Annotated in this window: 11 protein-coding genes; 5 read left to right on the top strand and 6 right to left on the bottom strand. The window is 63.6% G+C overall.

Annotation, left to right across the window (positions count from 1 at the left end; genetic code table 11):
* Positions 1 to 107: 107 nt before the first annotated feature.
* The 5 genes from HX801_RS30850 to HX801_RS30830 form a co-directional block, all read right to left on the bottom strand.
* The gene (locus tag HX801_RS30850) at positions 108 to 881 is read right to left on the bottom strand and encodes an enoyl-CoA hydratase-related protein (protein WP_177023352.1); all 774 of its coding nucleotides are present in this window, start codon (positions 879 to 881) and stop codon (positions 108 to 110) included.
* A complete protein-coding gene (gene atuD, locus HX801_RS30845; protein ID WP_003209038.1) occupies positions 878 to 2,035 on the bottom strand; it encodes a citronellyl-CoA dehydrogenase in 1,158 nt (385 codons plus the stop codon). The genes HX801_RS30850 and atuD overlap by 4 nt, the downstream gene beginning before the upstream one ends.
* Positions 2,036 to 2,106: 71 nt before the next feature.
* Positions 2,107 to 3,723, bottom strand: a complete 1,617-nt coding sequence (gene atuC / locus HX801_RS30840; RefSeq protein WP_008431693.1) for a geranyl-CoA carboxylase subunit beta — start codon at positions 3,721 to 3,723, stop codon at positions 2,107 to 2,109.
* Positions 3,724 to 3,726: 3 nt separating this feature from the next.
* Complete coding sequence (locus HX801_RS30835) at positions 3,727 to 4,599, bottom strand: SDR family oxidoreductase (RefSeq protein ID WP_177023351.1); 873 nt, start codon at positions 4,597 to 4,599, stop codon at positions 3,727 to 3,729.
* Between the two features lie 12 nt (positions 4,600 to 4,611).
* Positions 4,612 to 6,390, bottom strand: coding sequence for an acyclic terpene utilization AtuA family protein (locus tag HX801_RS30830; RefSeq protein WP_177023350.1), 1,779 nt, complete (start codon positions 6,388 to 6,390; stop codon positions 4,612 to 4,614).
* A gap of 154 nt (positions 6,391 to 6,544) precedes the next feature.
* On the opposite strand from HX801_RS30830, the gene HX801_RS30825 reads away from it, so the two are divergent.
* The 3 genes from HX801_RS30825 (at position 6,545) to HX801_RS30815 (ending at position 9,136) form a co-directional block, all read left to right on the top strand.
* Positions 6,545 to 7,168: a TetR/AcrR family transcriptional regulator gene (locus HX801_RS30825; RefSeq protein WP_087695088.1), complete on the top strand. Its 624-nt coding sequence runs from the start codon at positions 6,545 to 6,547 to the stop codon at positions 7,166 to 7,168.
* 99 nt (positions 7,169 to 7,267) lie between these two features.
* Positions 7,268 to 8,056, top strand: a complete 789-nt coding sequence (locus tag HX801_RS30820) for an ABC transporter substrate-binding protein (RefSeq protein WP_102369610.1) — start codon at positions 7,268 to 7,270, stop codon at positions 8,054 to 8,056.
* A 66-nt stretch (positions 8,057 to 8,122) separates the two neighbouring features.
* Positions 8,123 to 9,136, top strand: coding sequence for a GNAT family N-acetyltransferase (locus HX801_RS30815; protein WP_177023349.1), 1,014 nt, complete (start codon positions 8,123 to 8,125; stop codon positions 9,134 to 9,136).
* Positions 9,137 to 9,274: 138 nt separating this feature from the next.
* On the opposite strand, the gene HX801_RS30810 is transcribed toward HX801_RS30815, so the two are convergent.
* On the bottom strand, positions 9,275 to 9,826 hold the full coding sequence (locus HX801_RS30810) for an RNA polymerase factor sigma-70 (RefSeq protein ID WP_003209024.1): 552 nt from the start codon (positions 9,824 to 9,826) through the stop codon (positions 9,275 to 9,277).
* A 278-nt stretch (positions 9,827 to 10,104) separates the two neighbouring features.
* On the opposite strand from HX801_RS30810, the gene HX801_RS30805 reads away from it, so the two are divergent.
* The gene (locus HX801_RS30805) at positions 10,105 to 10,863 is read left to right on the top strand and encodes a thioesterase II family protein (protein ID WP_177023348.1); all 759 of its coding nucleotides are present in this window, start codon (positions 10,105 to 10,107) and stop codon (positions 10,861 to 10,863) included.
* Positions 10,864 to 10,923: 60 nt separating this feature from the next.
* Positions 10,924 to 23,862: a non-ribosomal peptide synthetase gene (locus HX801_RS30800; protein WP_177023347.1), complete on the top strand. Its 12,939-nt coding sequence runs from the start codon at positions 10,924 to 10,926 to the stop codon at positions 23,860 to 23,862.
* Positions 23,863 to 23,910: the final 48 nt, after the last annotated feature.

The following is a 23,910-nucleotide window of genomic DNA, read 5'->3' as shown; positions in this document are numbered from 1 at the left end:
GTGGTGGGGCAAGAGCGTTTTGGTTACTTTTGCGCTTTTCAAAAGTGACCCGCTGTAAGAGCGGAACCCATAGTCGCCATTACAAAAATAACGGATATGCCCCCGATTCATCGCGCCCACCCCGGCCTGCGCTTCTGCACAAACGCCTGAGTCCCCTCAACCCCTTCCTCACCACAAACCGCCTCGGCAAACCACTCGGCAGCCTGGTCCAACAACGGCCCCAAAACCTGCTCACCACTGGCCAGCAGCAACGTCTTGGTCCGCGCATTAGCCCCCGGAGCGCACCGCAAAACCTGCCCCAACACCTCATCCAGCCGCTCCGCCAACGCCTGCGGATCGTGCTCCACAAAATGCACCAACCCCAACCGCAGCGCCTCAACCCCATCAAACCGCGCCGCCGTCAAAGCCAGCCGCCGCGCCTGGGTCAGCCCGATACGCTTCACCACGAACGGGGCAATCTGCGCCGGCAATAACCCGAGGCCGGTCTCCGGCAACCCAAACTGCGCCTGATGATCCGCAATCGCCACATCACTGACACACACCAACCCAAACCCACCGCCCAGCACGGCACCCTCAAGCACCACAATCACCACCTGCGGCAGCGCCTCCACTTCCTGCAACAGCGTACCGAACGCCCGGTTCAACGCCTGCAAGCCACCCGCGGCTCCCGCGCGAGCCATGTCCTTCACATCGCCACCGGCCGAAAAATGCCCACCCGCGCCGCTGATAACCAACGCCCGCACGCTCTTGTCCCCAGCCACATCGGCCAGTACCGCACGCAGTTCGTTGACCATTTCCAGGCTCATGGCATTGCGGCTGTCCGGCCGATTGAGGGTCACATGCAGCACCCCGTTATGCGGTTCCAGCAACAACGTGTTCACGACTTCTTCCCCGGCAGGGTGCCCATCAATTTGCAGATGATCCCCAGCATGATCTCGTCCGCCCCACCACCAATCGACACCAGCCGCACATCGCGATAAGCCCGGGCCACCGGGTTGTCCCACATGAACCCCATGCCGCCCCAATATTGCAGGCAACTGTCGCTGACTTCCCGGCCCAGGCGGCCGGCCTTGAGCTTGGCCATGGAGGCCAGGCGCGTCACGTCCTGGCCCTTGATGTACTGCTCGGTGGCCTGGTACACCAGCGCCCGCAGGCATTCGATTTCGGTGGACAGTTCGGCCAGGCGGAAGTGGATCACCTGGTTGTCGATCAGCGCCTTGCCGAAGGTCTTGCGTTCCTTGCAGTAATCGATGGTGCTGTCGATGCAGTACTCCAGGCCCTTGACCATATTGGCCGCGCCGAACAGCCGCTCTTCCTGGAACTGCAGCATCTGCATCATGAATCCCGCACCTTCATGGCCGATGCGGTTGCGCTGGGGGATGCGCACGTCGTCGAAAAACACCTGGGCGGTTTCCGAGCTGTGCATGCCGAGCTTTTCCAGGGGCGGGCTGACGCTGATGCCGGGGGTGTTCATCGGCACCATGATCAGCGACTTGTTGATGTGCGGCTTGTCGTCCGAGGTGTTGGCCAGCAGGCAGATGAAGTCGGCGCTCGGTGAGTTGGTGATCCACATCTTGCTGCCGTTGATCACGTAGTCAGTGCCGTCCTTGCGGGCATGGGTTTTCAGCCCGGCCACGTCGGAGCCGGCGCCGGTTTCCGAGACGCCGATGCAGCCCACCTGTTCGCCGCTGATGGCCGGGCGCAGGAATTCTTCGCGCAATTCATCGGAGCCGAAGCGGGCGAGGGCCGGGGTGCACATGTCGGTCTGCACGCCGATGGACATCGGGATGCCGCCGCAGCGAATGCTGCCGAACTCTTCGGCGGCGACGATCGAGTAGCTGTAGTCGAGGCCCATGCCACCGAATTTTTCCGGCTTGGAAATACCCAGCAAACCGAGGTCGCCGGCCTTGCGGAAGATCTCGTGGATCGGAAAGCGTCCGGCCTTTTCCCACTCATCCACATGCGGGTTGATCTCGCGCTCGACAAAGCCACGGACGGTGCGACGCAGTGCTTCGTGTTCCTGGGTGAAGATCATTTTTATTGTTCTCCCTATGGGGACGCGGGGCGTCCCGGGCTGCATTCCCACGCGGGGCGTGGGAACGATCATCAAAACCGCGCTGCACCAAAGCTGTTGGGCTGTAGTTGCCGCACCTCGGCCTCGTGGCAGATGTCCAGCAGAAACCCGAGCAAGGTCCGTGTATCCCGTGGGTCAATCAGCCCGTCGTCCCACAGGTTCGCGCTGCCATAAAGGGCGGTGGACTGGCTGTCGAGTTTCTGTGCGGTGACCTGTTCGAGCATGTCGAGCACCTTGGGGTCGGGCACCAGGCCGTCTTTCAGTTGCTTGGCTTCGGTGACGATCCGCAGCACCTTGCCCGCCTGGGCGCCGCCCATCACGGCGGTGCGGCTGTTGGGCCAGGCGAAGATAAAACGCGGGTCGAGCCCACGGCCGCACATCGCATAGTTGCCGGCACCATAGGAGCCGCCGACGACGATGGTCAGTTTCGGCACCCGGGCATTGGCCACCGCCTGGATCATCTTCGCGCCGTGCTTGATCACGCCTTGCTGTTCCGACTCGGTGCCCACCATGAAGCCGGTGGTGTTGTGGAAGAACAGCAGCGGTGTCTGGCTCTGGTCGCACAGCTGGATAAATTGCGCGGCCTTGCTCGCACCCTTCGGGGTGATCGGCCCGTTGTTGCCGATAAAGCCACAGGCGCGGCCCTGGATATGCAGGTGGCCGCAGACGGTGTGCGGGTCGAACTCGCCCTTGAATTCGAGGAAGTTGGAAGCGTCCGCCAACCGCGCGAGGATTTCGCGCACGTCGTAGGGCTTTTTCGGATCGTCGGGGATCAGCCCCAACAGCTCGTCAATCGGGTACAGCGGCTCGCTGTAAGCGCGCTTTGGCACAGGCGGCAAGCGGTCATCCCACGGCAACAGGCTGACAATCTCACGCACGATGCGCACGCCGTCAGCGTCGTTTTCCGCCAGGTATTCAGCGGTGCCGGCGGTTTGCGCATGCATCTCGGCGCCGCCCAGTTCTTCATCGGTGGCGACTTCGCCGGTGGCGGCCTTGAGCAGCGGCGGGCCGGCCAGGAACAGCTTGGCCTTGCCACGCACCACCACCACGTAATCCGAAAGACCCGGCTGATAAGCGCCGCCCGCCGTGGCCGAGCCATGCACCACGGTGATCTGCGGCAGGCCCATGGCCGACATCCGCGCCTGGTTGGCGAAGCTGCGGGCGCCTTCGACGAAAATCTCGGCGGCGTAGTTGAGGTTGGCGCCGCCGCTTTCTGCCAGCGTCACCACCGGCAGTTTGTTTTCCATGGCGATCTGTTGCAGGCGCAGGGATTTTTTCAGGCCCGAGGGGGAAATGGTCCCGCCCTTGATCGCGCTGTTGTTGGCCACCACCAGCATCCGCACGCCGCTGACGTAGCCGATGCCGGCGATCAACCCGCCCCCAGCGGCGCTGCCGTCCTTGTCATCGTGCAGTTTGTAGCCGGCCAGGCTCGCCAGTTCGAGGAACGGCGCGCCGGGGTCGAGCAATAAATTCAGGCGTTCCCGTGGCAGCAGTTGCCCGCGCTTGTCGAACCTGGCCTTGGCTTCGGCGGCCTTGCCCAGCAGGTTTTGCTCCAGCTGGCGCAATTGATTGACGCCCGTGAGCATCGCTTCGCGGTTCTGCGCGAATTGCGGGCTGTGGGCGTCGAGTTGCGAGTCGATCACCGGCATGGCTTATTTCTCCTCCTTGAGCACGTCCGGCAAGTAAGCCCGGTGGAAACCATTAAAGGACACGCTCGGCGGTTGCGCCTTGTGCAGCGGCCAGGCGCGGCTGCCCAGGCTGGCGGCGCCGTCGATGCGCAAGGTGCTGCCGCTGACGAACGCGGCGGCGGGGCTGAGCAAGAACACAATCGCCGCGCTGACTTCCGATTCGGTGCCGATGCGCTTGAGCGGCACGTGTTCGCGCAAGGTCGGGATCACCGCCTTGAATGCGCCTTCGTAGGTGTCCATGCCGCTGGAGGCAATCCAGCCCGGCGCCACGGCGTTGACCCGCACCCCGGCGTAACCCCATTCAACGGCGGCGGTCTTGGTGAGGTTGTCCATGCCCGAACGTGCCGCACCGGAGTGGCCCATGCCGGGCATGCCGCCCCACATGTCGGCGAGCATGTTGACAATGGACCCGCCGTGCTTGCTCATGCTCTGGTTGAACACTTCCCGGGCCATCAGGAAACCGCCCACCAGGTTGGTGCGCAACACGGTTTCAAAGCCCTTCTGGTTGATCGACGCGAGCGGCGAGGGGTACTGGCCGCCGGCGTTGTTCACCAGGCCATGAATCGGGCCGTGCTCCTGCAGGACCTGGCCGACCAGCGCCTTGACCGCTTCTTCATCACGAATATCGCAGGCCTGCCAGCTGGCGCGACCGCCGTCCTCACTGACCTCCGCCGCCACCGTTTGCAGTTTTTCCGGCTTGCGCCCCACCAGGATCACATGGGCGCCGAGGGCTGCCAGCTCGTGGGCGGTGCAACGGCCAATGCCACTGCCGCCGCCGGTAACGATGATGGTCTGCCCCTGGAACAGGTCGGCTTTGAAGATCGAGTCGAAGGCCACGGCGCGGGTCCTTTAAGTGAATTGATCGGCAATGTGCTGCGGCACGGCAATCGGGATTTCCAGCAGTTGCTGGGCGAAGGCCTTGCCTTGGGGATCGATGCGCAGGCTGGCAATCCCGCCGCCACCCAGGGCGTTTTCCAGCAGGAAGTTCAGGCTGTGGCTGCCGGGCAAATACCAGCGCTCGACGCGGCCGTGGATCGGGTCGAGCACGTGGCTCATCCAGTCGACGATCACTTCGGGCGTCAGCGCCTCGGCGATCCACGGCAGGTACTCGGGCTCGCGGGCGATCACCCCGATGTTGCTGTGGTTGCCCTTGTCGCCGGATCGGGCCACGGCCAGCTTGACCAGCGGCACGTTGGCGTCGGCGCGGCCTTGGGGTTTGGGCGGGTCGATCAATGCGATCGAGGTGTTCAGCGGTTTGGTGACGGGCAATTCGCAGGCATGCCGTTCGCCAAGGAAGTCGACCTGCAATTGGCAGGCGCTTTTATCGATCAGGAATGAAAACAACCGAATCAGCGGGTACACCGTGGGTCGCCCGCCGACGATCCCGGTGAGCCCCGGCGCCATGCCGGTGGCCGCCTGGGCAATCTCCCGGGCGAACAGCACCAGCGCCTGTTTGCTGGGGTGACGCACCGCCAGTTTCACCACCACTTCGCGGCAGTCCTGGCGTTGGGCATGGGGGCCATAGGTGGTTTCGCTGCCCAGCAGTTCGATGTTGATGTCGGTGTAGGGCGCCCAGCCGCGCTGGCTGAACAGCTCTGAGGTCTTGTTGATGATCGCCTGGCTGACCCGTTCGGCCTTGGCCACCGCGTCGATCCCGGCGATCAGGCAACTGGCGGTGCAGCGAAAACCATCCGGGTAGGTGGCGCTGACCTTGTACTGGTCGGTGGGCGGCAGGCCTTTGGCGCCGTGCAGGTGCACGCGGTTTTTGCCTTGTTGCCGGAGCTTGACCTGGCTGAAGTCGCAGATCACGTCGGGCAACAGGTAGGCGCGCGGGTCGCCGATTTCATACAGCAGTTGCTCGGCGACGCTCAGTTCGCTGATCAGTCCGCCGGTGCCCTCGACCTTGCTGACGGTGAACTGGCCGTCGGCACTGACCTCCACAATCGGGAAACCGATGTGTTCGTAGTCCGGCACCTCCCGCCAATCGGTGAAGTTGCCGCCGGTGCACTGCGCGCCGCATTCGATGATATGCCCGGCCAATGCCGCCTGGGCCAGGCGGTCGTAGTCCTGCCAGGACCAGTCGAACTCATGCACCAGCGCCGCGCTGACCACCGCGCTGTCCACCACACGGCCGGTTATCACGATATCGGCACCCAGCTCCAGCGCCTGCACGATGCCGGGCGCGCCGAGGTAGGCGTTGGTGGATACGCACATCGGCGGCAAGGGCGCGCCGCTGAACATGTCGGTGACGCCTTGCAGTTGCTTGAACTGCGGTTGCAGGTCATCCCCCAGTAGTACGGCGATCTTCAACGGGATTCGGGCCTGGTCGCAGGCCGCCTGCAACGCGGCGGCGCAGGCCTGGGGGTTGATCCCGCCGGCGTTGCTGATCACGCGTATGCCCTGGCGCTGGATATCCGCCAGCAGCGGCGTCAGCACCTCGACGAAATCCGTGGCATAGCCGGCCTGGGGGTCTTTCATTCGCGCTCCGGCGAGGATCGACAGGGTGACTTCCGCCAGGTAGTCGAACACCAGGTAATCCAGCGTGCCGCCGTGCACCAACTGCGCGGCGGCGGTGCAGGTGTCGCCCCAGAAGGCGCTGGCGCAGCCGATGCGTACCGTCTTGTTCATGGGGCGTCCTTCCTCTGGTTTTCTGGCACCCACACTACCAAGCAAGCGCTTGGTTTGTAAACTCTGGTCATAACTTTGCCCCAAGCGCTTGCTTGGTTGGCTGCCACGGCCTAAATTGCCGCCCAAGACGTAAACAGAAGTTAAGGAGAGCAGCATGGATGAGCAAAAAGCCCTGCGGGTGATGCGCACCATGGTCGACGCCGGCCAATTGACCGACCCCGACAGTGCCCGTGGCAAGCTGCTGCAAACCGCGGCCCACCTGTTTCGCAACAAGGGTTTTGAGCGCACCACCGTGCGTGACCTGGCCGGCGCGGTCGGGATCCAGTCCGGCAGCATCTTTCATCACTTCAAGAGCAAGGACGAAATCCTGCGGGCGGTGATGGAGGAAACCATCCACTACAACACCGCCCTGATGCGCGCTTCCCTGGCCGAGGCGAGCAACGTGCGCGAGCGGGTGCTGGCGCTGATTCGTTGCGAATTGCAGTCGATCATGGGCGGCAGTGGCGAGGCCATGGCGGTGCTGGTGTATGAATGGCGTTCCCTGTCGGCCGAGGGCCAGGCCCAGGTGCTGGCCTTGCGCGACATCTACGAAGAGATCTGGTTGCAGGTGCTGGGGGAGGCGAAAAACGCCGGTTACATCAAGGGCGATGTGTTTATCACGCGGCGTTTCCTGACGGGCGCCTTGTCCTGGACCACCACCTGGTTTCGCGCCCAGGGCAGCATGACCCTGGAGCAACTGGCCGACGAAGCCTTGCTGATGGTGTTGAAAGCTGACTAGCCCTTTCGCGCAAGCTATTAATTGTGTGGCAGAAAGTTGTCTCGATAGACAAAAACGCCTAGCTTAGCGGGATCAAAGTTTTCGACGGTGTGTGCCTTGATGTTTTCGCCTTGGCGATTGGCTGCAGGACTCTCAATATGGGCACTTGGCGCACTGTGGCTGATGCCTGCCTCGGCCGCCCAACTGGTGAGGGTCGGTGCTGCGCATTTCCCGCCATACACCGTGCGCCCGGAGCAGGGCGCCGACACCGGGTTGCTGCCGCAACTGGTGGAAGCCTTGAACGCCCTGCAAACCGACTACCAGTTTGTGCTGGTACCCACCTCGATTCCCCGGCGTTTTCGCGACTTCCAGCAAGGTCGGGTGGACATGGCGATCTTCGAAAACCCCAAGTGGGGCTGGCAGGATATTGCCCACACCGATGTCGACATGGGCCTGGAGGATGCGGAAATCTTCGTGGCCCAGCAGGAGCCCGGTCGCGACCAGTCGTATTTCGCTGACCTGACCGGCAAGCGCCTGGCGGTGTTCAGCGGTTATCACTACGCGTTCGCCAACTTCAACCCCGACCCCAAGTACATGGCGGAGCACTTCAACGCCACCTTGACCTATTCCCACGACAGCAACCTGCTGATGGTCGCTCGGGGCCGGGCCGACATCGCCCTGGTGACACGTTCCTACCTCAGTGATTTCCTGGTGCGCAATGCCGATACGGCGGCGCAGTTCCTGGTGTCCGAGCGGATCGACCAGGTGTACCACCACTATGCGTTGCTGCGGCCCAAGGCGCCGATCTCGGGGCCGGCGTTCGCCGGGCTGCTCAAGCAGCTGAGGGACAACGGCCAGTTGCTGAAGATCTTCGAGCCTTACCGCATCGATGTAATGCCGGTACCGTGATCGTCTAAATTTTTGCCCTCGGCTCACGTCACTTGTTGAACTGTCGACGATTCGTGAGCCCATCCCATGTCCTATCTGAATGACCTGTCAGTGCTGCCCTTGCCGGCGGGACCCGCCCTGAATGCTGATGAAACTGATAGCCGCCTGAGCCTCACCCTTGAGGGCCAGCCGCTGATTCGCCTGCGCCTTGAGCGGGGTGATGAGGTGCAGGTGCATTTGCAGGAGCCCGCCAGTGTGCCGGCTGCCCGTGCCTTGTGGGCGGCGTGTTATTGGCTGTTTGCCAGGGAGCCCGGGCGTCAGCGACTGGTCTGGTGTCTTGAGCATGCGCCGGAAGATGCCTTGCGCAGTGGGTTGCTGGTGGCGACCGGGGTTGCCGGGCAGTTTCATTGCGAGCGCACGTTGTTCTGGCAGTTGCCGCAACCGTGGCTGGGGCAATCTCTCACGGGGACTTATCCGCAGCAGATGATCATCAGCGGTGGCAAGCGTCATCCTGCCCGTGCGCCGAAGCCGCGGGGCGAGGTGTATCGACGGTTTGATGCGCGGCTGGGGGCGTGGATTTCACTGCGTACGGTGGAGATTGATGTTGATCTGGCGCGCTTCAATCGTTGGCAGAACAGTGCGCGGGTGGCGAATTTCTGGCAGGAAACTGGCAGCCTGGAACAGCATCGGGAGTATCTGGACAAGCTGGAAGCGGATCCCCATGCGTTGACGTTGATTGGCTGTTTCGATGATGAGCCGTTTGCTTATTTCGAGGCGTATTGGGCGAAGGAGGATCGGATTGCGCCGTTTTATGATGCGGCGGATTACGATCGCGGGATTCATATGCTGGTGGGCGAAGAGCACCACCGTGGTCCGCACAAGGTAGCGAGCTGGTTGTCGGCGCTGGTGCATTACTTGTTTCTCGATGATCCGCGTACGCAGCGTGTGGTGGCTGAGCCTCGGGCGGATAACGGGAAGATGATTGGGCATATGCAGAATCAGTGTTTCCACTGTGAGAAGGAGTTTGATTTTCCTCATAAGCGGGCGGCGTTGATGATTCTGGGGCGGGAACGGTTTTTTGAGCGGTGTGGGTTGGTTTGACTGAGCAAAAAATCTGAGTGCACGAAGATCAAATGTGGGAGCGGGCTTGCTCGCGAAAGCGCAGTGTCAGTCAATGCATGTGTGACTGATCCACCGCTTTCGCGAGCAAGCCCGCTCCCACATGGGATGTGTGGCGCGTCAGGCCCGCCGCGCAAACGTGTCGCTATGGGTCCCGGAAACCTTCCGGCAATGCACCAGCGCATCGCGAATCATAAAGTTCACCAACGTCGGTGAAACCCCCAGCTCCTTGGCAATATCCTTCTGCGGCACCCCGTGCAGCCGGTACATCTCAAACGCATAACGCGTGCGCTGAGGCAACTCGGTCAAGGCGTCGGCAATGTTCTCCAGCGTCGAAAAGTTGATGTGCGAGGTCTCAGGTGAAGCGCCGTGAATAACCACATTCAAGCCTTCCTCTTCCGTGCCGGAATATTTCAGCTCCAGCGCCTGCTTGCGGTAGTGATCAATAGCCAGGTTGCGCACGATCTGGAACAGGTAACTGAGCTGCGCCTTGAACGATGACGTGATGGTGGGGGCCGATTGCAACCGGAAGTAGGCGTCTTGCACCACGTCTTCGGCGCGGGATCGGCAGCCGGTAATACGCGCTGCGATCTTGACCAGGATCAGTCGATTGTCGACGAAGGCCTGGAGTAGGGGTGAGTCGCACCTGCCTGTGGATACTTGTTCCGTCATGGAAATCACCTTGTTGCAAGAGAAGGTTGGGGGAGGGCGTCCTTGCTGAGGCCTCCTACACATCGGGCAACAAATTATGCTTAATGATAATGATTGTCAAATGAGAAGACGAACTAATCTTATGCTTTATCGAGAGGTGTGAACGGCGTCTCGCTGACTAATTATTTCCCGGTGCCATCCGTTCTCATGGGTGAAAGGCCAGTTAACAAACCGGCCAAGGATCAGCGCCTGGAGGAGGACAAAATGGGTTTTTATCGTGTGAGCGGGAGTGGTCTGAAATGAACACGCCGGCTCGATTACGCCTGTTTTGCCTGCCTTACTCCGGCGCCAGCGCCATGGTCTACAGCCGCTGGCGGCGGGCGCTGCCGGAGTGGTTGCAGGTGCGGCCGCTGGAGTTGCCGGGGCGCGGCATGCGCATGGACGAGCCGTTGCAGCGCGATATCAAAAAACTGGCCGGGCAACTGGCTGATGAGATCCGCGCCGAGCTGGACGGCCCCTACGCCTTGTTCGGCCACAGCCTCGGCGGCCTGCTGGCCTTCGAGCTGGCCCATGCCCTGCGCGAACGGGGCGCGCCGCCGCCATTGGCGCTGTTTGCCTCGGGTACCGCCGGCCCGGCCTGTCGCGATGTCAGCGAATACGCCATCGAGAAAAACGACGAACAACTGATCGCCCGCCTGCGAGAACTCAAGGGCACGGGCGAAGACGTGCTGGCCAACGCCGAACTGATGCAGTTGATGCTGCCGATCCTGCGGGCCGACTTCCTGCTGTGCGGCAGTTTCGAATACGGCGAGCGTGAGCCGCTGAGCCTGCCCATCCATGTATTCGGCGGCAAGCAGGACACGGTGCGCGCCGATCAACTGCTGGACTGGCAGCAAGACACCGCCAGCGGTTTCTCCCTCGACATGTTCGACGGTCACCACTTCTTCCTGGTGCAGCACGAGAGTTCCGTACTGCGCTGTGTGCGGCGTTACGCCGACGAACACCTGGCCCGCTGGCGCAACGACGCCGCGCGGCAGATGGCCCGGGCGACCGGCTGAACAAGCCCCCGGCCACACATTCCCCGATTTCCCAGTAAGCCGATTTCAGGCAGGAACCCCATGATGGACGCCTTCGAACTTCCCCGCACCCTGGTTCAGTCCCTTCAACGCCGCGCCGCGCAAACCCCGGATCGACTGGCATTGCGCTTCCTTGCCGAGACGGCCGAACAGAGCGTTGTCCTCAGTTACCGCGACCTCGACCTGCGCGCCCGCACCATTGCCGCCGCCTTGCAGGCCGACGCCGGGCTGGGCGATCGTGCGGTGCTGCTGTTCCCCAGCGGGCCGGATTACGTCGCGGCGTTCTTTGGTTGCCTGTACGCCGGGGTCATCGCGGTGCCGGCCTATCCGCCGGAGTCCGCCCGCCGCCATCATCAGGAGCGGCTGCTGTCGATCATTGCAGACGCCGAGCCGCGGTTGCTGCTGACCACGTCCAGCCTCGGTGATTCGCTGGCGCAACTCGAAGGCGCGCCGCAGTTGCTGTGCGTTGACAGCCTCCATGCCGAAATCGCGGGCAATTGGATCGCGCCCAACTTGCAGGACGATGACATCGCCTTCCTGCAATACACCTCCGGCTCCACTGCGTTGCCCAAGGGCGTGCAAGTGACCCACGGCAACCTGGTGGCCAACGAATTGCTGATCCGTCGCGGCTTCGGCATCGACCTGAACCCCGACGACGTGATCGTCAGCTGGTTGCCGCTGTACCACGACATGGGCCTGATCGGCGGGCTGCTGCAGCCGATCTTCAGCGGTGTGCCGTGCGTATTGATGTCGCCGGCGTACTTCCTTGGCCGGCCATTGCGCTGGCTCGAAGCGATCAGCGAATACGGCGGCACCATCAGCGGCGGGCCGGACTTCGCCTATCGCTTGTGCAGCGAGCGAGTCAGCGAATCGGCATTGGATCGCCTGGATTTGAGCAAGTGGCGCGTGGCGTACTCCGGCTCCGAGCCGATCCGCCTCGACACCCTCGAACGCTTCGCCGAGAAGTTCGCCGCCTGCGGTTTTACCCCGAACAATTTCTTCGCCTCCTACGGCTTGGCGGAGGCCACCTTGTTCGTTGCCGGCGGCACTCGTGGCCAGGGCATCCCGGCCCTGCGCCTGGACGAACAGGCCCTGGCCGCCAATCGCGCCGAGCCAGGGCAGGGCGCGGCGATCATGAGTTGCGGCACCAGCCAGCCCGAGCACGCGGTGCTGATTGCCGACCCCGCCACCCTGGCGACGCTCCCCGACAATGCCGTCGGTGAAATCTGGGCCACCGGCCCGAGCATCGCCCACGGCTACTGGCGCAACCCTGAAGCCACCGCCAAGACTTTCGTCCAGCACGAAGGCCGTACCTGGCTGCGGACCGGCGACCTCGGGTTTATCCGCGAAGGTGAAGTGTTCATCACCGGCCGGCTGAAAGACCTGCTGATCGTGCGGGGCCACAACCTGTATCCCCAGGACATCGAGCAAGCCATCGAGCGCGAAGTGGAAGTGGTGCGCAAGGGCCGGGTCGCCGCGTTCGCGGTGAATGACCAGGGCCTGGAAGGCATTGGCATCGCTGCCGAAATCAGCCGCAGCGTGCAGAAAATCCTGCCGCCGGAAGCACTGATCAAGGCGATTCGCCAGGCGGTGGCCGAAGCCTGCCAGGAAGCGCCGAGCGTGGTGGTGCTGCTCAACCCCGGTGGCTTGCCGAAAACGTCCAGCGGCAAGGTGCAGCGCTCGGCCTGCCGCACACGCCTGGCGGACGGCAGCCTCGACAGTTATGCGCAGTTCCCCGGCGTGCAGGCGCCGGTCGGCGATGCTGTCCTGCAATCCGAACTGCAAAACCAGATTGCCGCGATCTGGTGCGAGCAATTGCAGGTGACGCAGGTCGCCGCCGACGATCACTTCTTCCTGCTGGGGGGCAACTCCATCAGCGCCACCCAGGTCGTCGCCCAACTGCGGGAAACCCTCGGCCTGGAACTGAACCTGCGCCTGTTGTTCGAAGCGCCCACCCTGGCTGCCTTCGCCACCAGCGTCGGGCAATTGCAGCAGGACGGCGGCGTGGCCCAAGGCGCAATCCATGGGTTGTCGCGACAGGAAGACCTGCCGCAATCCCTCGCGCAAAACCGCTTGTGGATCACCTGGCAACTCGACCCGCACAGCAGCGCCTACACCATTCCCGGCGCCTTGCGGTTGCGCGGCGAGCTGGATGAAGACGCGGTGCGCGCAACCTTCCAGCAACTGATCCAGCGCCACGAAGCCCTGCGCACGCGCTTCTTCGAGCGCGATGGCCAGGCCTTCCAGCGGGTCGACGCCAAGGCTGATTTCGATCTGCAAGTCATCGACCTCAGCGATTTGCCTGCCGCCGAGCGGGAAGCCCGTGCCAAGCAGATTCGTGAAGACGAAGCCCGCACCCAGTTCGACCTGGAGAAAGGCCCGCTGCTGTGGGTAACGCTGGTACGCCTGGATGACGAAGACCACCAACTGCTGGTGACCCTGCACCACATCATCGCGGACGGCTGGTCGCTGAACGTGTTGATCGACGAATTCTCGCGACTGTACGCCGCTGCATCCCAGGGCCAACCCCTGGAGCTGCCAGCGCTGGCCCTGCAATACGCCGACTACGGAAGTTGGCAGCGCCAGTGGCTGGCCGAAGGCGAGGGCCAGCGGCAACTGGCTTACTGGAAACAACAACTGGGCGACGAGCACCCAACCCTGAGCCTGGCCACCGATCACCCGCGTTCGGCGCAGCACCTGCGCAGTGCCTCGCGTCACAGTGTGCGTGTGAGCGCGAGCCTCGGCGAAGCCATTCGCAAGACTGCCCAAAGCCACGAATCCACGCCGTTCATGCTGTTGCTCGCGGCGTTCCAGAGCCTGCTCTATCGCTACAGCGGCCAGCGCGATATCCGCATCGGCGTGCCCAACGCCAACCGCCCGCGCCAGGAAACCCAAGGCCTGATCGGGTTCTTTATCAACACCCTCGTACTGCGCGCCGAACTGGATGCGCGCCTGCCCTTCGCCGAGTTGCTGACGGCAACCCGCACCGCAGCGCTGGGTGCCCAGGCCCATCAGGACCTGCCTTTCGAACAACTGCTGGAAGCCTTCCCCCAAGCCCGGGAACAAGGCCTGTTCCAGGTGATGTTCAACCACCAGCAGCGTGACCTCGGCGCCCTGCGCCGCCTGCCGGGCCTGCTTGCCGACGAGCTGGCATGGCACAGCCGCGAAGCCAAGTTCGACCTGCAACTGCACACGGAAGAAGACCGCAACGGGCGCCTGAGCCTGTCCTTCGACTACGCCGATGAGCTGTTCGACGCCGCCACCATCGAACGCCTGGCCGGACACTTCATCAACCTGCTGCAAGCCATCTGCGAACAGCCGCAACAGGCCATCGGCGACCTGAAGCTGTTGCACGCCGACGAGCAGCGCCAACAACAGCAGTGGAGCGCTGCGCCGTGCACACCGGCGCAGCGCTGGCTGCCGGAACAACTCAACCAACACGTCTCGGAACGCACCGCACTGGTGTGGCAGGACGGCAGCCTGACCTTCGCGCAATTGCACACCCAGGCCAACCGCCTGGCCCATTACCTGCGGGACAAAGGCGTGGGCCCGGACGTGTGCGTGGCCATCGCCGCCGAGCGTTCGCCGCAACTGCTGATCGGCCTGCTGGCAATCATCAAGGCCGGCGGCGCCTATGTGCCGCTGGACCCGGATTATCCCGCCGAACGCCTGGGCTACATGCTCAAGGACAGCGGCGTGCAACTGCTGCTGACCCAGACTTCACTGCTGGAACAACTGCCCACGGCGCAAGGCGTGTGCGTCATCGCCATGGACAGCCTCAAGCTCGACAGTTGGCCGACCCACGCGCCGGGTTTGCACCTCAATGGCGACAACCTCGCCTATGTGATCTACACCTCCGGCTCCACCGGCCAGCCCAAGGGCGTGGGCAACACCCATGCCGCGCTGGCCGAGCGCTTGCAGTGGATGCAAGCCACCTACCAATTGGATGAAACCGATGTGCTGATGCAAAAGGCGCCCATCAGTTTCGACGTGTCGGTGTGGGAGTGTTTCTGGCCGCTGATCACCGGTTGCCGCCTGGTGCTGGCCGGCCCCGGCGAGCATCGCGATCCCCATCGCATCGCGCAGTTGGTGCAGGAGCACGGCGTGACCACCCTGCACTTTGTGCCGCCGCTGTTGCAGCTGTTTGTCGACGAACCGTTGGCTGCCGAATGCACCAGCCTGCGTCGCCTGTTCTCCGGCGGTGAAGCGCTGCCTGCCGAGTTGCGTAACCGGGTGCTGGCGCAGTTGCCGGCGGTGCAGTTGCACAATCGGTATGGCCCCACCGAAACCGCGATCAACGTGACGCACTGGCATTGCCAGGCCGAGGACGGCGAGCGTTCGCCGATTGGCCGGCCGCTGGGCAATGTGATTTGCCGGGTGCTGGATGATCAGTTCAAGCCGCTGCCGACGGGTGTGCCGGGTGAGTTGTGCATCGGCGGCATCGGCCTGGCCCGGGGTTACCTCGGGCGTGCGGGGCTGACCGCCGAACGCTTTGTCGCCGACCCGCTGGGCGAGGCGGGCGCACGCCTGTATCGCACCGGTGACCGCGTGCGCTGGAGCACCGAGGGTGTACTGGAATACCTCGGGCGCCTGGATCAGCAGGTCAAACTGCGTGGCTTCCGTGTCGAGCCTGAAGAAATCGAAGCCCGCCTGCTGGCTCTCGACGGCATCGCCCAAGCGGTGGTGCTGGTGCGGGAAACCGCAGCCGGTGCGCAGTTGATCGGCTACTACACCGCCAGCGAACCGTTGGATGAACAGGACGTAAAAACCGCCCTGGCCGCCGAGCTGCCGGAGTACATGGTCCCGGCGCAATTGATGCGCCTGGACGCGATGCCCCTGAGCCCCAGCGGCAAACTGGATCGCCGCGCCTTGCCGGAGCCGGTGTGGCAGGTACGTGAGCACGTCGAACCTGAAACAGCGCTGGAACAGCAAATCGCCGCGATCTGGCGTGAAGTCCTGGCGCTGCCACGCATCGGCCTGCGGGACGACTTCTTCGCCCTTGGCGGCCATTCGTTGCTGGCGACGCAAATCATCTCCCGCACCCGCCAGGCCTGTGACGTCGAACTGCCGTTGCGCACGCTGTTCGACGCCAGCGAGCTGGGGGCTTTCGCCGAGCAGGTCCGGCTGATCCAGGCCGCCGGGCAACGTAACCAACAGTTGGCCATCGGCAAGGTCGACCGCAGCCAGCCGGTGCCACTGTCCTATTCCCAGCAGCGCATGTGGTTCCTCTGGCAGATGGAGCCCGACAGCCCGGCGTATAACGTCGGCGGCATGGCGCGCTTTCGCGGGGTGCTGGACGTGGGCCGTTTCGAGGCGGCGTTGCAGGCCTTGATCATGCGTCATGAAACCCTGCGCACGACTTTCCCGAGCATCAATGGCGTGGCGCAGCAGAAGGTTGCGGCGCAAACCGCCGTGCGCATGGATTGGCAGGACTTCTCTGCGTTGAATGAGGCCGAGCGCCAACGGCGTGTGCAGCAACTGGCCGATCATGAAGCCCACACGCCGTTCAATCTGGAGACCGGTCCACTGCTGCGCGCCTGCCTGGTCAAGGCCGGCGAGCAGGAACATTACCTGGTGCTGACCCTGCACCATATCGTCACCGAAGGCTGGGCCATGGACATCTTTGCCCGTGAACTCAGCGCGCTGTATGAAGCGTTCATCGACGACCGCGAATCGCCACTGGCGCCATTGCCGGTGCAGTACCTCGACTACAGCGCGTGGCAGCGCCAGTGGCTGGAGTCCGGCGAACGCCAGCGCCAACTGGATTACTGGACCGCGCAACTGGGCACCGAACATCCGCTGCTGGAACTGCCGGCCGACCGTCCGCGGCCGCCGGTGCAAAGTCACCAGGGCGAGCTGTACCGTTTTGATTTGAGCGACGACCTCGCCGCCCGCGTGCGTGCCTTCAACGCCGAACGCGGCCTGACCCTGTTCATGACCATGACCGCCACCCTCGCGGTATTGCTCTACCGCTACAGCGGCCAGACTGACCTGCGCATCGGTGCGCCGGTGGCCAACCGGATTCGCCCGGAAAGCGAAGGGCTGATTGGCGCATTCCTCAACACCCAGGTGCTGCGTTGCCAGCTCAACGGGCAGATGAGTGTCGGCGAACTGTTTGACCAGGTTCGCCACACCGTGATCGAAGGCCAGTCCCATCAGGACCTGCCGTTCGACCATCTGGTGGAGGCCCTGCAACCAACCCGCAGCGCGGCGTACAACCCGCTGTTCCAGGTGATGTGCAACGTGCAGCGCTGGGAATTCCAGCAAAGCCGCACCCTGGCCGGGATGACCGTCGAATACCTGGCCAACGATGCCCGCGCCACCAAGTTCGACCTCAACCTGGAGGTCACCGACCTCGATCATCGCCTGGGTTGCTGCCTGACCTACAGCACCGACCTGTTCGACGAGCCGCGTATTGCGCGCATGGCGGCGCATTGGCAAAACCTGCTGGAAGCCTTGCTCGGCGATCCGCAACAGCGCCTGAGTGAGTTGCCGTTGCTGGAGGCTGGCGAACAGCGCGCCCTGCGAGACAGCCTTGGCATTGAGGCTGGCGAGCATCGCCTCGACCAGTGCATCCATCACCTGTTCAGCGAGCAGGCCCTGGCCCGTGCCGATGCACCGGCGTTGACCTTTGCCGGGCAGACCCTGAGCTACAGCGAACTCGACAGCCGTGCCAATCGCCTGGCCTGGATGCTCCGCGAGCGCGGCGTGGGCCCGCAGGTGCGGGTCGGCCTGGCGTTGCCGCGTTCGCTGGAGATGGTGGTTGGCCTGCTGGCAATCCTCAAGGCCGGCGGCGCCTATGTGCCGCTGGACCCGGAATACCCGCTGGACCGCCTGCACTACATGATCGAAGACAGTGGCATCGGCCTGTTGCTTAGCGATGCCGCGATGTTCGACGCATTGGGCGAACTGCCTGAGAGTGTCGGCCGCTGGTGCCTGGAAGATGACCTGCTGACCCTGGCGGACTACCCGGCAAGCGAGTTGCCTTTCATCAGCCTGCCGCAACATCAGGCCTACTTGATCTACACCTCCGGTTCCACCGGCAAGCCCAAGGGCGTGGTGGTGTCCCACGGTGAAATCGCCATGCATTGCCAGGCGGTGATCGAACGCTTCGGCATGCGCCCGGATGACTGCGAGCTGCACTTCTATTCCATCAACTTTGACGCTGCCACCGAGCGTCTGCTGGTGCCGTTGCTCAGTGGCGCCCAGGTTGTGTTGCGGGCCCAGGGCCAGTGGGACGCGGAAGAAATCTGCGGGCTGATTCGTCGGCACCGCATCAATATCCTGGGCTTCACCCCAAGCTATGGCAGCCAGTTGGCGCAATGGCTGGCCACGCAAGACCAGACCCTGGCGGTGCGCATGTGCATCACCGGCGGTGAGGCCCTTACCGGCGAACACTTGCAGCGCATTCGCGCGGCATTCAAGCCGGCGCTGTTTTTCAACGCCTATGGCCCGACTGAAACCGTGGTGATGCCGTTGGCCAGCCTGGCCCCGGAAGCCCTGGAAGAGGGCGCCGGCAGCGTGCCGATCGGCAGCATCATCGGCGCGCGTGTGGCCTACATTCTGGATGCGGATCTGGCGCTGGTGCCGCAAGGCGCGACGGGTGAGTTGTACGTCGGCGGTGCCGGCCTGGCCCAGGGGTATCACCAGCGTCCGGGGATGACGGCGGAGCGGTTTGTCGCGGATCCGTTTGCCACGAACGGCGGTCGCCTGTATCGCACCGGCGACCTGGTGCGCCAGCGTGCCGATGGCCTGGTGGAATACCTCGGTCGTATCGACCATCAAGTGAAGATTCGCGGGTTCCGCATCGAGCTGGGGGAAATTGAAACCCGCCTGCTGGAACACCAGGCGGTGCGTGAAGCAGTGGTGTTGGCGCTGGATTCCCCGAGCGGCAAACAGTTGGTGGCCTACCTGATCAGCGACGAAGAACACGGTGCACTGCGTGAATCCCTCAAGGCGCATTTGAAAGCGCAGCTGCCGGACTACATGGTGCCCGCGCACCTGATCGTTCTCGACAGCATGCCGCTGACTACCAACGGCAAACTCGACCGCCGCGCCTTGCCGCAGCCGGACCCCGAGGCGAATCGTCAACAGTACGTGGCGCCGCGCAACGAGCTGGAGCAAACCTTGGCGGTCATCTGGTGCGCGGTACTGAACGTGCAACAGGTAGGCCTTGACGACAACTTCTTCGAGTTGGGCGGTGACTCGATCCTGTCGATCCAGGTGGTCAGCCGGGCCCGGCAGGCGGGGATTCATTTCAGCCCGCGTGATTTGTTCCAGCACCAGACCGTGCAAACCCTGGCCGCCGTGGCGACCCGCAGCGAGCAGGTCAGCGCCGAACAAGGCGTGTTGACCGGCACGTCCGGGCTGACGCCGATCCAGCACTGGTTCTTCGACACCGACATCCCGGAGCGCCAACACTGGAACCAGGCATTGCTGCTGGAGCCGGTTCAGGCCCTGGAACCTCATCGCCTGGAGCAAGCGTTGCTGGCGGTGCTGGAACATCACGACGCCCTGCGCCTGAGCTTCACCCAGCGCGACGCCCAATGGCACGCCGAACACTTGGCGGTGCCGGAAGGCGGCCTGCTGTTGCAAGCCCAGGTAGCGGACATGGAGCAGTGCAGCGCGCTGTTCACCGACACCCAGCGCAGCCTCAACCTTGCCCATGGCCCGTTGTTGCGCGCGTTGCTGGTGGACGGCCCGCAAGGCCAGCGCCGGCTGCTGATCGCGATCCATCACCTGGTGGTGGACGGCGTTTCCTGGCGGGTATTGCTCGAAGATTTGCAAACCGTGTATCGCCAGTTGAGCGACGGCCAGCCGGTCAACCTGCCGGCCAAGACCAGCGCCTTGCGCGACTGGGCGGCGCGGTTGCAGGCGTATGCCGGCAGCGAATCCCTGCGTGAGGAGCTGCACGTGTGGCAGCAACAGTTGGCCGGCCCTGCCGTTGAATTGCCGGTGGATCGCCCACAGGGTTCGCTGCGCAATCGCGACGCGGATACCGTCAGCGTGCGCCTGGATGCCGAGCGCACCCGCCAGTTGTTGCAGCAGGCACCAAGTGCCTACCGCACCCAGGTCAACGATTTGCTGCTGACGGCCCTGGCCCGTGTGCTGTGCCGTTGGAGTGGCCATGAATCGGCATTGATCCAGCTGGAAGGCCACGGCCGCGAACCGCTATTCGACGAGATCGACCTGACCCGCAGCGTCGGCTGGTTCACCAGCGCCTACCCGCTGCGCCTGACCCCGCTGCATATCGAAGAGGCCGCCGGGCAGGGCGCCTCGATCAAGGCGATCAAGGAGCAACTGCGCGGCGTGCCCCACAAGGGGTTGGGTTATGGCGTGCTGCGCTACCTGGCCGACGACCTGTGCCGCCAGACCATGGCCGCGTTGCCGAGCGCCAGTATCACCTTCAACTACCTCGGCCAGTTCGATCAGAGCTTTGGCGCCGACGCACTGTTCCACCCGCTGGACGAGTCCGCCGGGATCGCCCACGACCCGGACGCGCCGTTGCCCAACGCGCTGAGTGTCGACAGCCAGGTGTACGGCGGTGAGCTGGTGCTGCGCTGGACCTTCAGCCGCGAGCGTCACCACAGCCAGACCATCGCTGAGCTGGCGGACGCTTACCTGGCGGAACTGCAAAGCCTGATCGAACATTGCCTCAAGGCAGACGCGGGCGGCCTTACGCCGTCGGACTTCCCGCTGGCGCACCTGACCCAGGGGCAACTCGATGCGCTGCCGGTGCCGGCCAATGCCATCGAAGACGTGTACCCGCTGACCCCGATGCAGGAAGGCTTGCTGCTGCACACCCTGCTGGAACCGGGCACCGGCCTCTACTACATGCAGGACCGCTACCGCATCAACAGCGCCCTGGACCCCGAGCGTTTCGCCCAGGCCTGGCAGGCGGTGATCGCCCGTCATGAAGCCTTGCGCGCCTCGTTCTGCTGGAACGTCGGCGAAGACATGTTGCAGGTTATCCACAAGCCCGGCAGCACGCCGATCGAGTACCTCGACTGGAGCCAGGAGCCGGAAAGCGAGCAGGAACCGCGCCTGCAAGCGTTGCTGAAAAGCGAGCGTGAAGCCGGTTTCGATCTGCTTAACCAGGCGCCCTTCCACCTGCGGCTGATCCGCGTAGGCGAAGCCCGCTACTGGTTCATGATGAGCAACCACCACATCCTGATCGATGCGTGGTGCCGCTCGCTGCTGATGAACGATTTCTTCGACATCTACATGGCCCTCGGCGAAGGTCGCGAAGCGCAACTGGCGACGCCACCGCGTTACCGCGATTACATCGCCTGGCTGCAACGCCAGAACCTCGCCGAGGCGCGCCAGTGGTGGCAGCAGAACCTGCAAGGGTTCGAACGCACCACACCGATTCCGAGCGACCGGCCGTTCCTGCGCGAGCATGCCGGCCACAGCGGCGGCATGGTGGTAGGCGACTGCTACACCCGCCTGGATATACGCGACGGCGCGCAACTGCGCGAGCTGGCCCAGGCTCATCAATTGACGGTGAACACCTTCGCCCAGGCGGCATGGGCCCTGGTGCTGCGGCGCTTGAGTGGCGATCGCGACGTGCTGTTCGGCGTCACCGTGGCCGGGCGCCCGGTAGAAATGCCCGAGATGCAGCGCACTGTCGGACTGTTTATCAACAGTATCGCCTTGCGGGTCAAGCTGCCGGAGGACGATCAGCAGTGCAGCGTGCGCCAATGGTTGAGCGGCCTGCTCGACAGCAATATGCAACTGCGCGAGTACGAGTACCTGCCGCTGGTGACCATCCAGGAGCACAGCGAACTGCCGAAAGGCCAGCCGCTGTTCGACAGCCTGTTCGTGTTCGAGAACGCCCCGGTGGAAGTCTCGGTACTGGACCGTGCGCAAAGCCTGAATGCCACCTCGGATTCCGGTCGCACCCACACCAACTTCCCGCTGACGGCCGTGTGCTACCCGGGCGATGACCTGGGCTTGCACCTGTCCTACGACCAGCGTTATTTCGATGAAACCACCGTGCAAGGCATGCTCGCTGAATTCAAGCGGCTGCTGCTGGCGCTGGTACAGGGCTTCCATGGCGACATGGCCGACTTGCCGCTGATTGGCGAGCAGGAGCGTGAGTTCCTGGTGGACGGCTGCAACCAGAGCGAGCATGAATATCCGCTGGAGCGCAGTTACATCGAGCTGTTCGAAGCCCAGGTGGCACAGCATCCACAGCGGATTGCCGCCAGTTGCCTGGATCAGCAATGGACCTACTCTGAGCTGAACCGGCGCAGTAACCGCCTGGGCCATGCGCTGATTGCCGCGGGTGTCGGGCTGGACCAACCGGTGGCGTTGCTGGCTGAACGTAATCTGGATTTGCTGGGCATGATCATCGGCAGCTTCAAGGCCGGCGCGGGTTACTTGCCGCTGGATCCGGGGCTGCCGACCCAGCGCTTGAGCCGGATCATCGACCTCAGTCGTACGCCGTTGCTGGTGTGCACCGAGGCTTGTCGGGAACAGGCGGATCTGTTGCTGGAAGAGTTTGCCTGTGGCTCGCGACCGAGGCTGCTGGTGTGGGAGGAGCTGGTGGGTTCAGAGCAGAACCCGGGCATCTACAGCGCGCCGGATAACCTGGCCTACGTGATCTACACCTCGGGCTCCACTGGCCTGCCCAAGGGCGTGATGGTCGAACAGCGCGGCATGCTCAATAACCAGTTGAGCAAGGTGCCGTATCTGCAACTGACTGAGCACGATGTGATCGCCCAGACCGCCTCGCAAAGTTTCGATATCTCGGTGTGGCAGTTCCTCGCGGCGCCGCTGTTCGGGGCGCGGGTGGACATTGTGCCGAATACCATTGCCCATGATCCGCAAGGCTTGCTCGCTCACGTCCAGGCCCAGGGCATTACCGTGCTGGAAAGCGTGCCGTCACTGATCCAGGGCATGCTCGCCCAGGAGCGCATGAGCCTGGATGGCTTGCGCTGGATGCTGCCGACGGGTGAAGCGATGCCGCCGGAACTGGCGCACCAGTGGTTGCTGCGTTATCCGCAGATTGGCCTGGTCAACGCGTATGGCCCGGCGGAATGTTCGGACGACGTGGCGTTCTTCCGCGTCGACCTGGCGTCGACCCGTGGCACTTATCTGCCGATTGGTACGCCGACCGACAATAACCGGTTGTACCTGCTGGACGGTGCGCTGGAACTGGTGCCTCAAGGCGCCGTCGGCGAGTTGTGCGTGGCCGGGACCGGCGTGGGTCGTGGTTATGTCAGCGATCCGCTGCGCACGGCGCAAGCGTTTGTGCCGAATCCATTGGGTGCGGACCGGTTGTATCGAACAGGGGATTTGGCCCGCCGTCGCAGCGACGGTGTGTTGGAGTACGTCGGGCGCATCGACCATCAGGTGAAGATTCGCGGTTACCGGATCGAGCTGGGTGAAATCGAAGCGCGCCTGCATGAGCAGCCTGAAGTGCGGGATGCGGCGGTGGGCGTGCAGGAGGGCGTCAACGGCAAGCATCTGGTGGGCTACCTGGTGGCGGCGGATGCGCAGCTCAACCCGGGTGAGCGCCTCGATCGCATCAAGCAACGCCTGCGGGCCGAGCTGCCGGAATACATGGTGCCGTTGCATTGGTTGTGGCTCGACCGGTTGCCGCTGAACGCCAACGGCAAGCTGGACCGCAAGGCCTTGCCGGCACTGGAGATCGGCCAGTTGCACAGCCAGGAATATCTGGCGCCGCGCAATGAGCTGGAGCAGACGCTGGCCGGGATCTGGGCCGAGGTGCTCAAGGTCGAGCGCGTCGGCGTGCAGGACAACTTCTTCGAACTGGGCGGGCATTCGTTGCTGGCCACGCAGATAGCTTCACGGGTGCAGAAGACGCTGCAGCGGGATGTGCCGTTGCGGGCGATGTTCGAGTGCAGCACGGTGGAGGCGTTGGCGGGGTATATCGACGGGCTGGCGGCGAATGAGATCAGCGCCGAGAAGGTGGATCGGTTGAGTGATTTGATGGCGGAGCTGGAGGGTTTTTAACTCGGATCGCAACGCGCCACTCGTCGGGTGGCGCGGTTGTTAAGGTTC

Origin of the sequence: Pseudomonas sp. G1002 (assembly GCF_013385455.1) — a bacterium.
In the GTDB taxonomy this organism is placed as follows: Bacteria; Pseudomonadota; Gammaproteobacteria; order Pseudomonadales; family Pseudomonadaceae; genus Aquipseudomonas.
The sequence above is the reverse complement of the archived record's forward strand: the minus strand, read 5'-3'. Positions and strand labels throughout refer to the sequence as shown.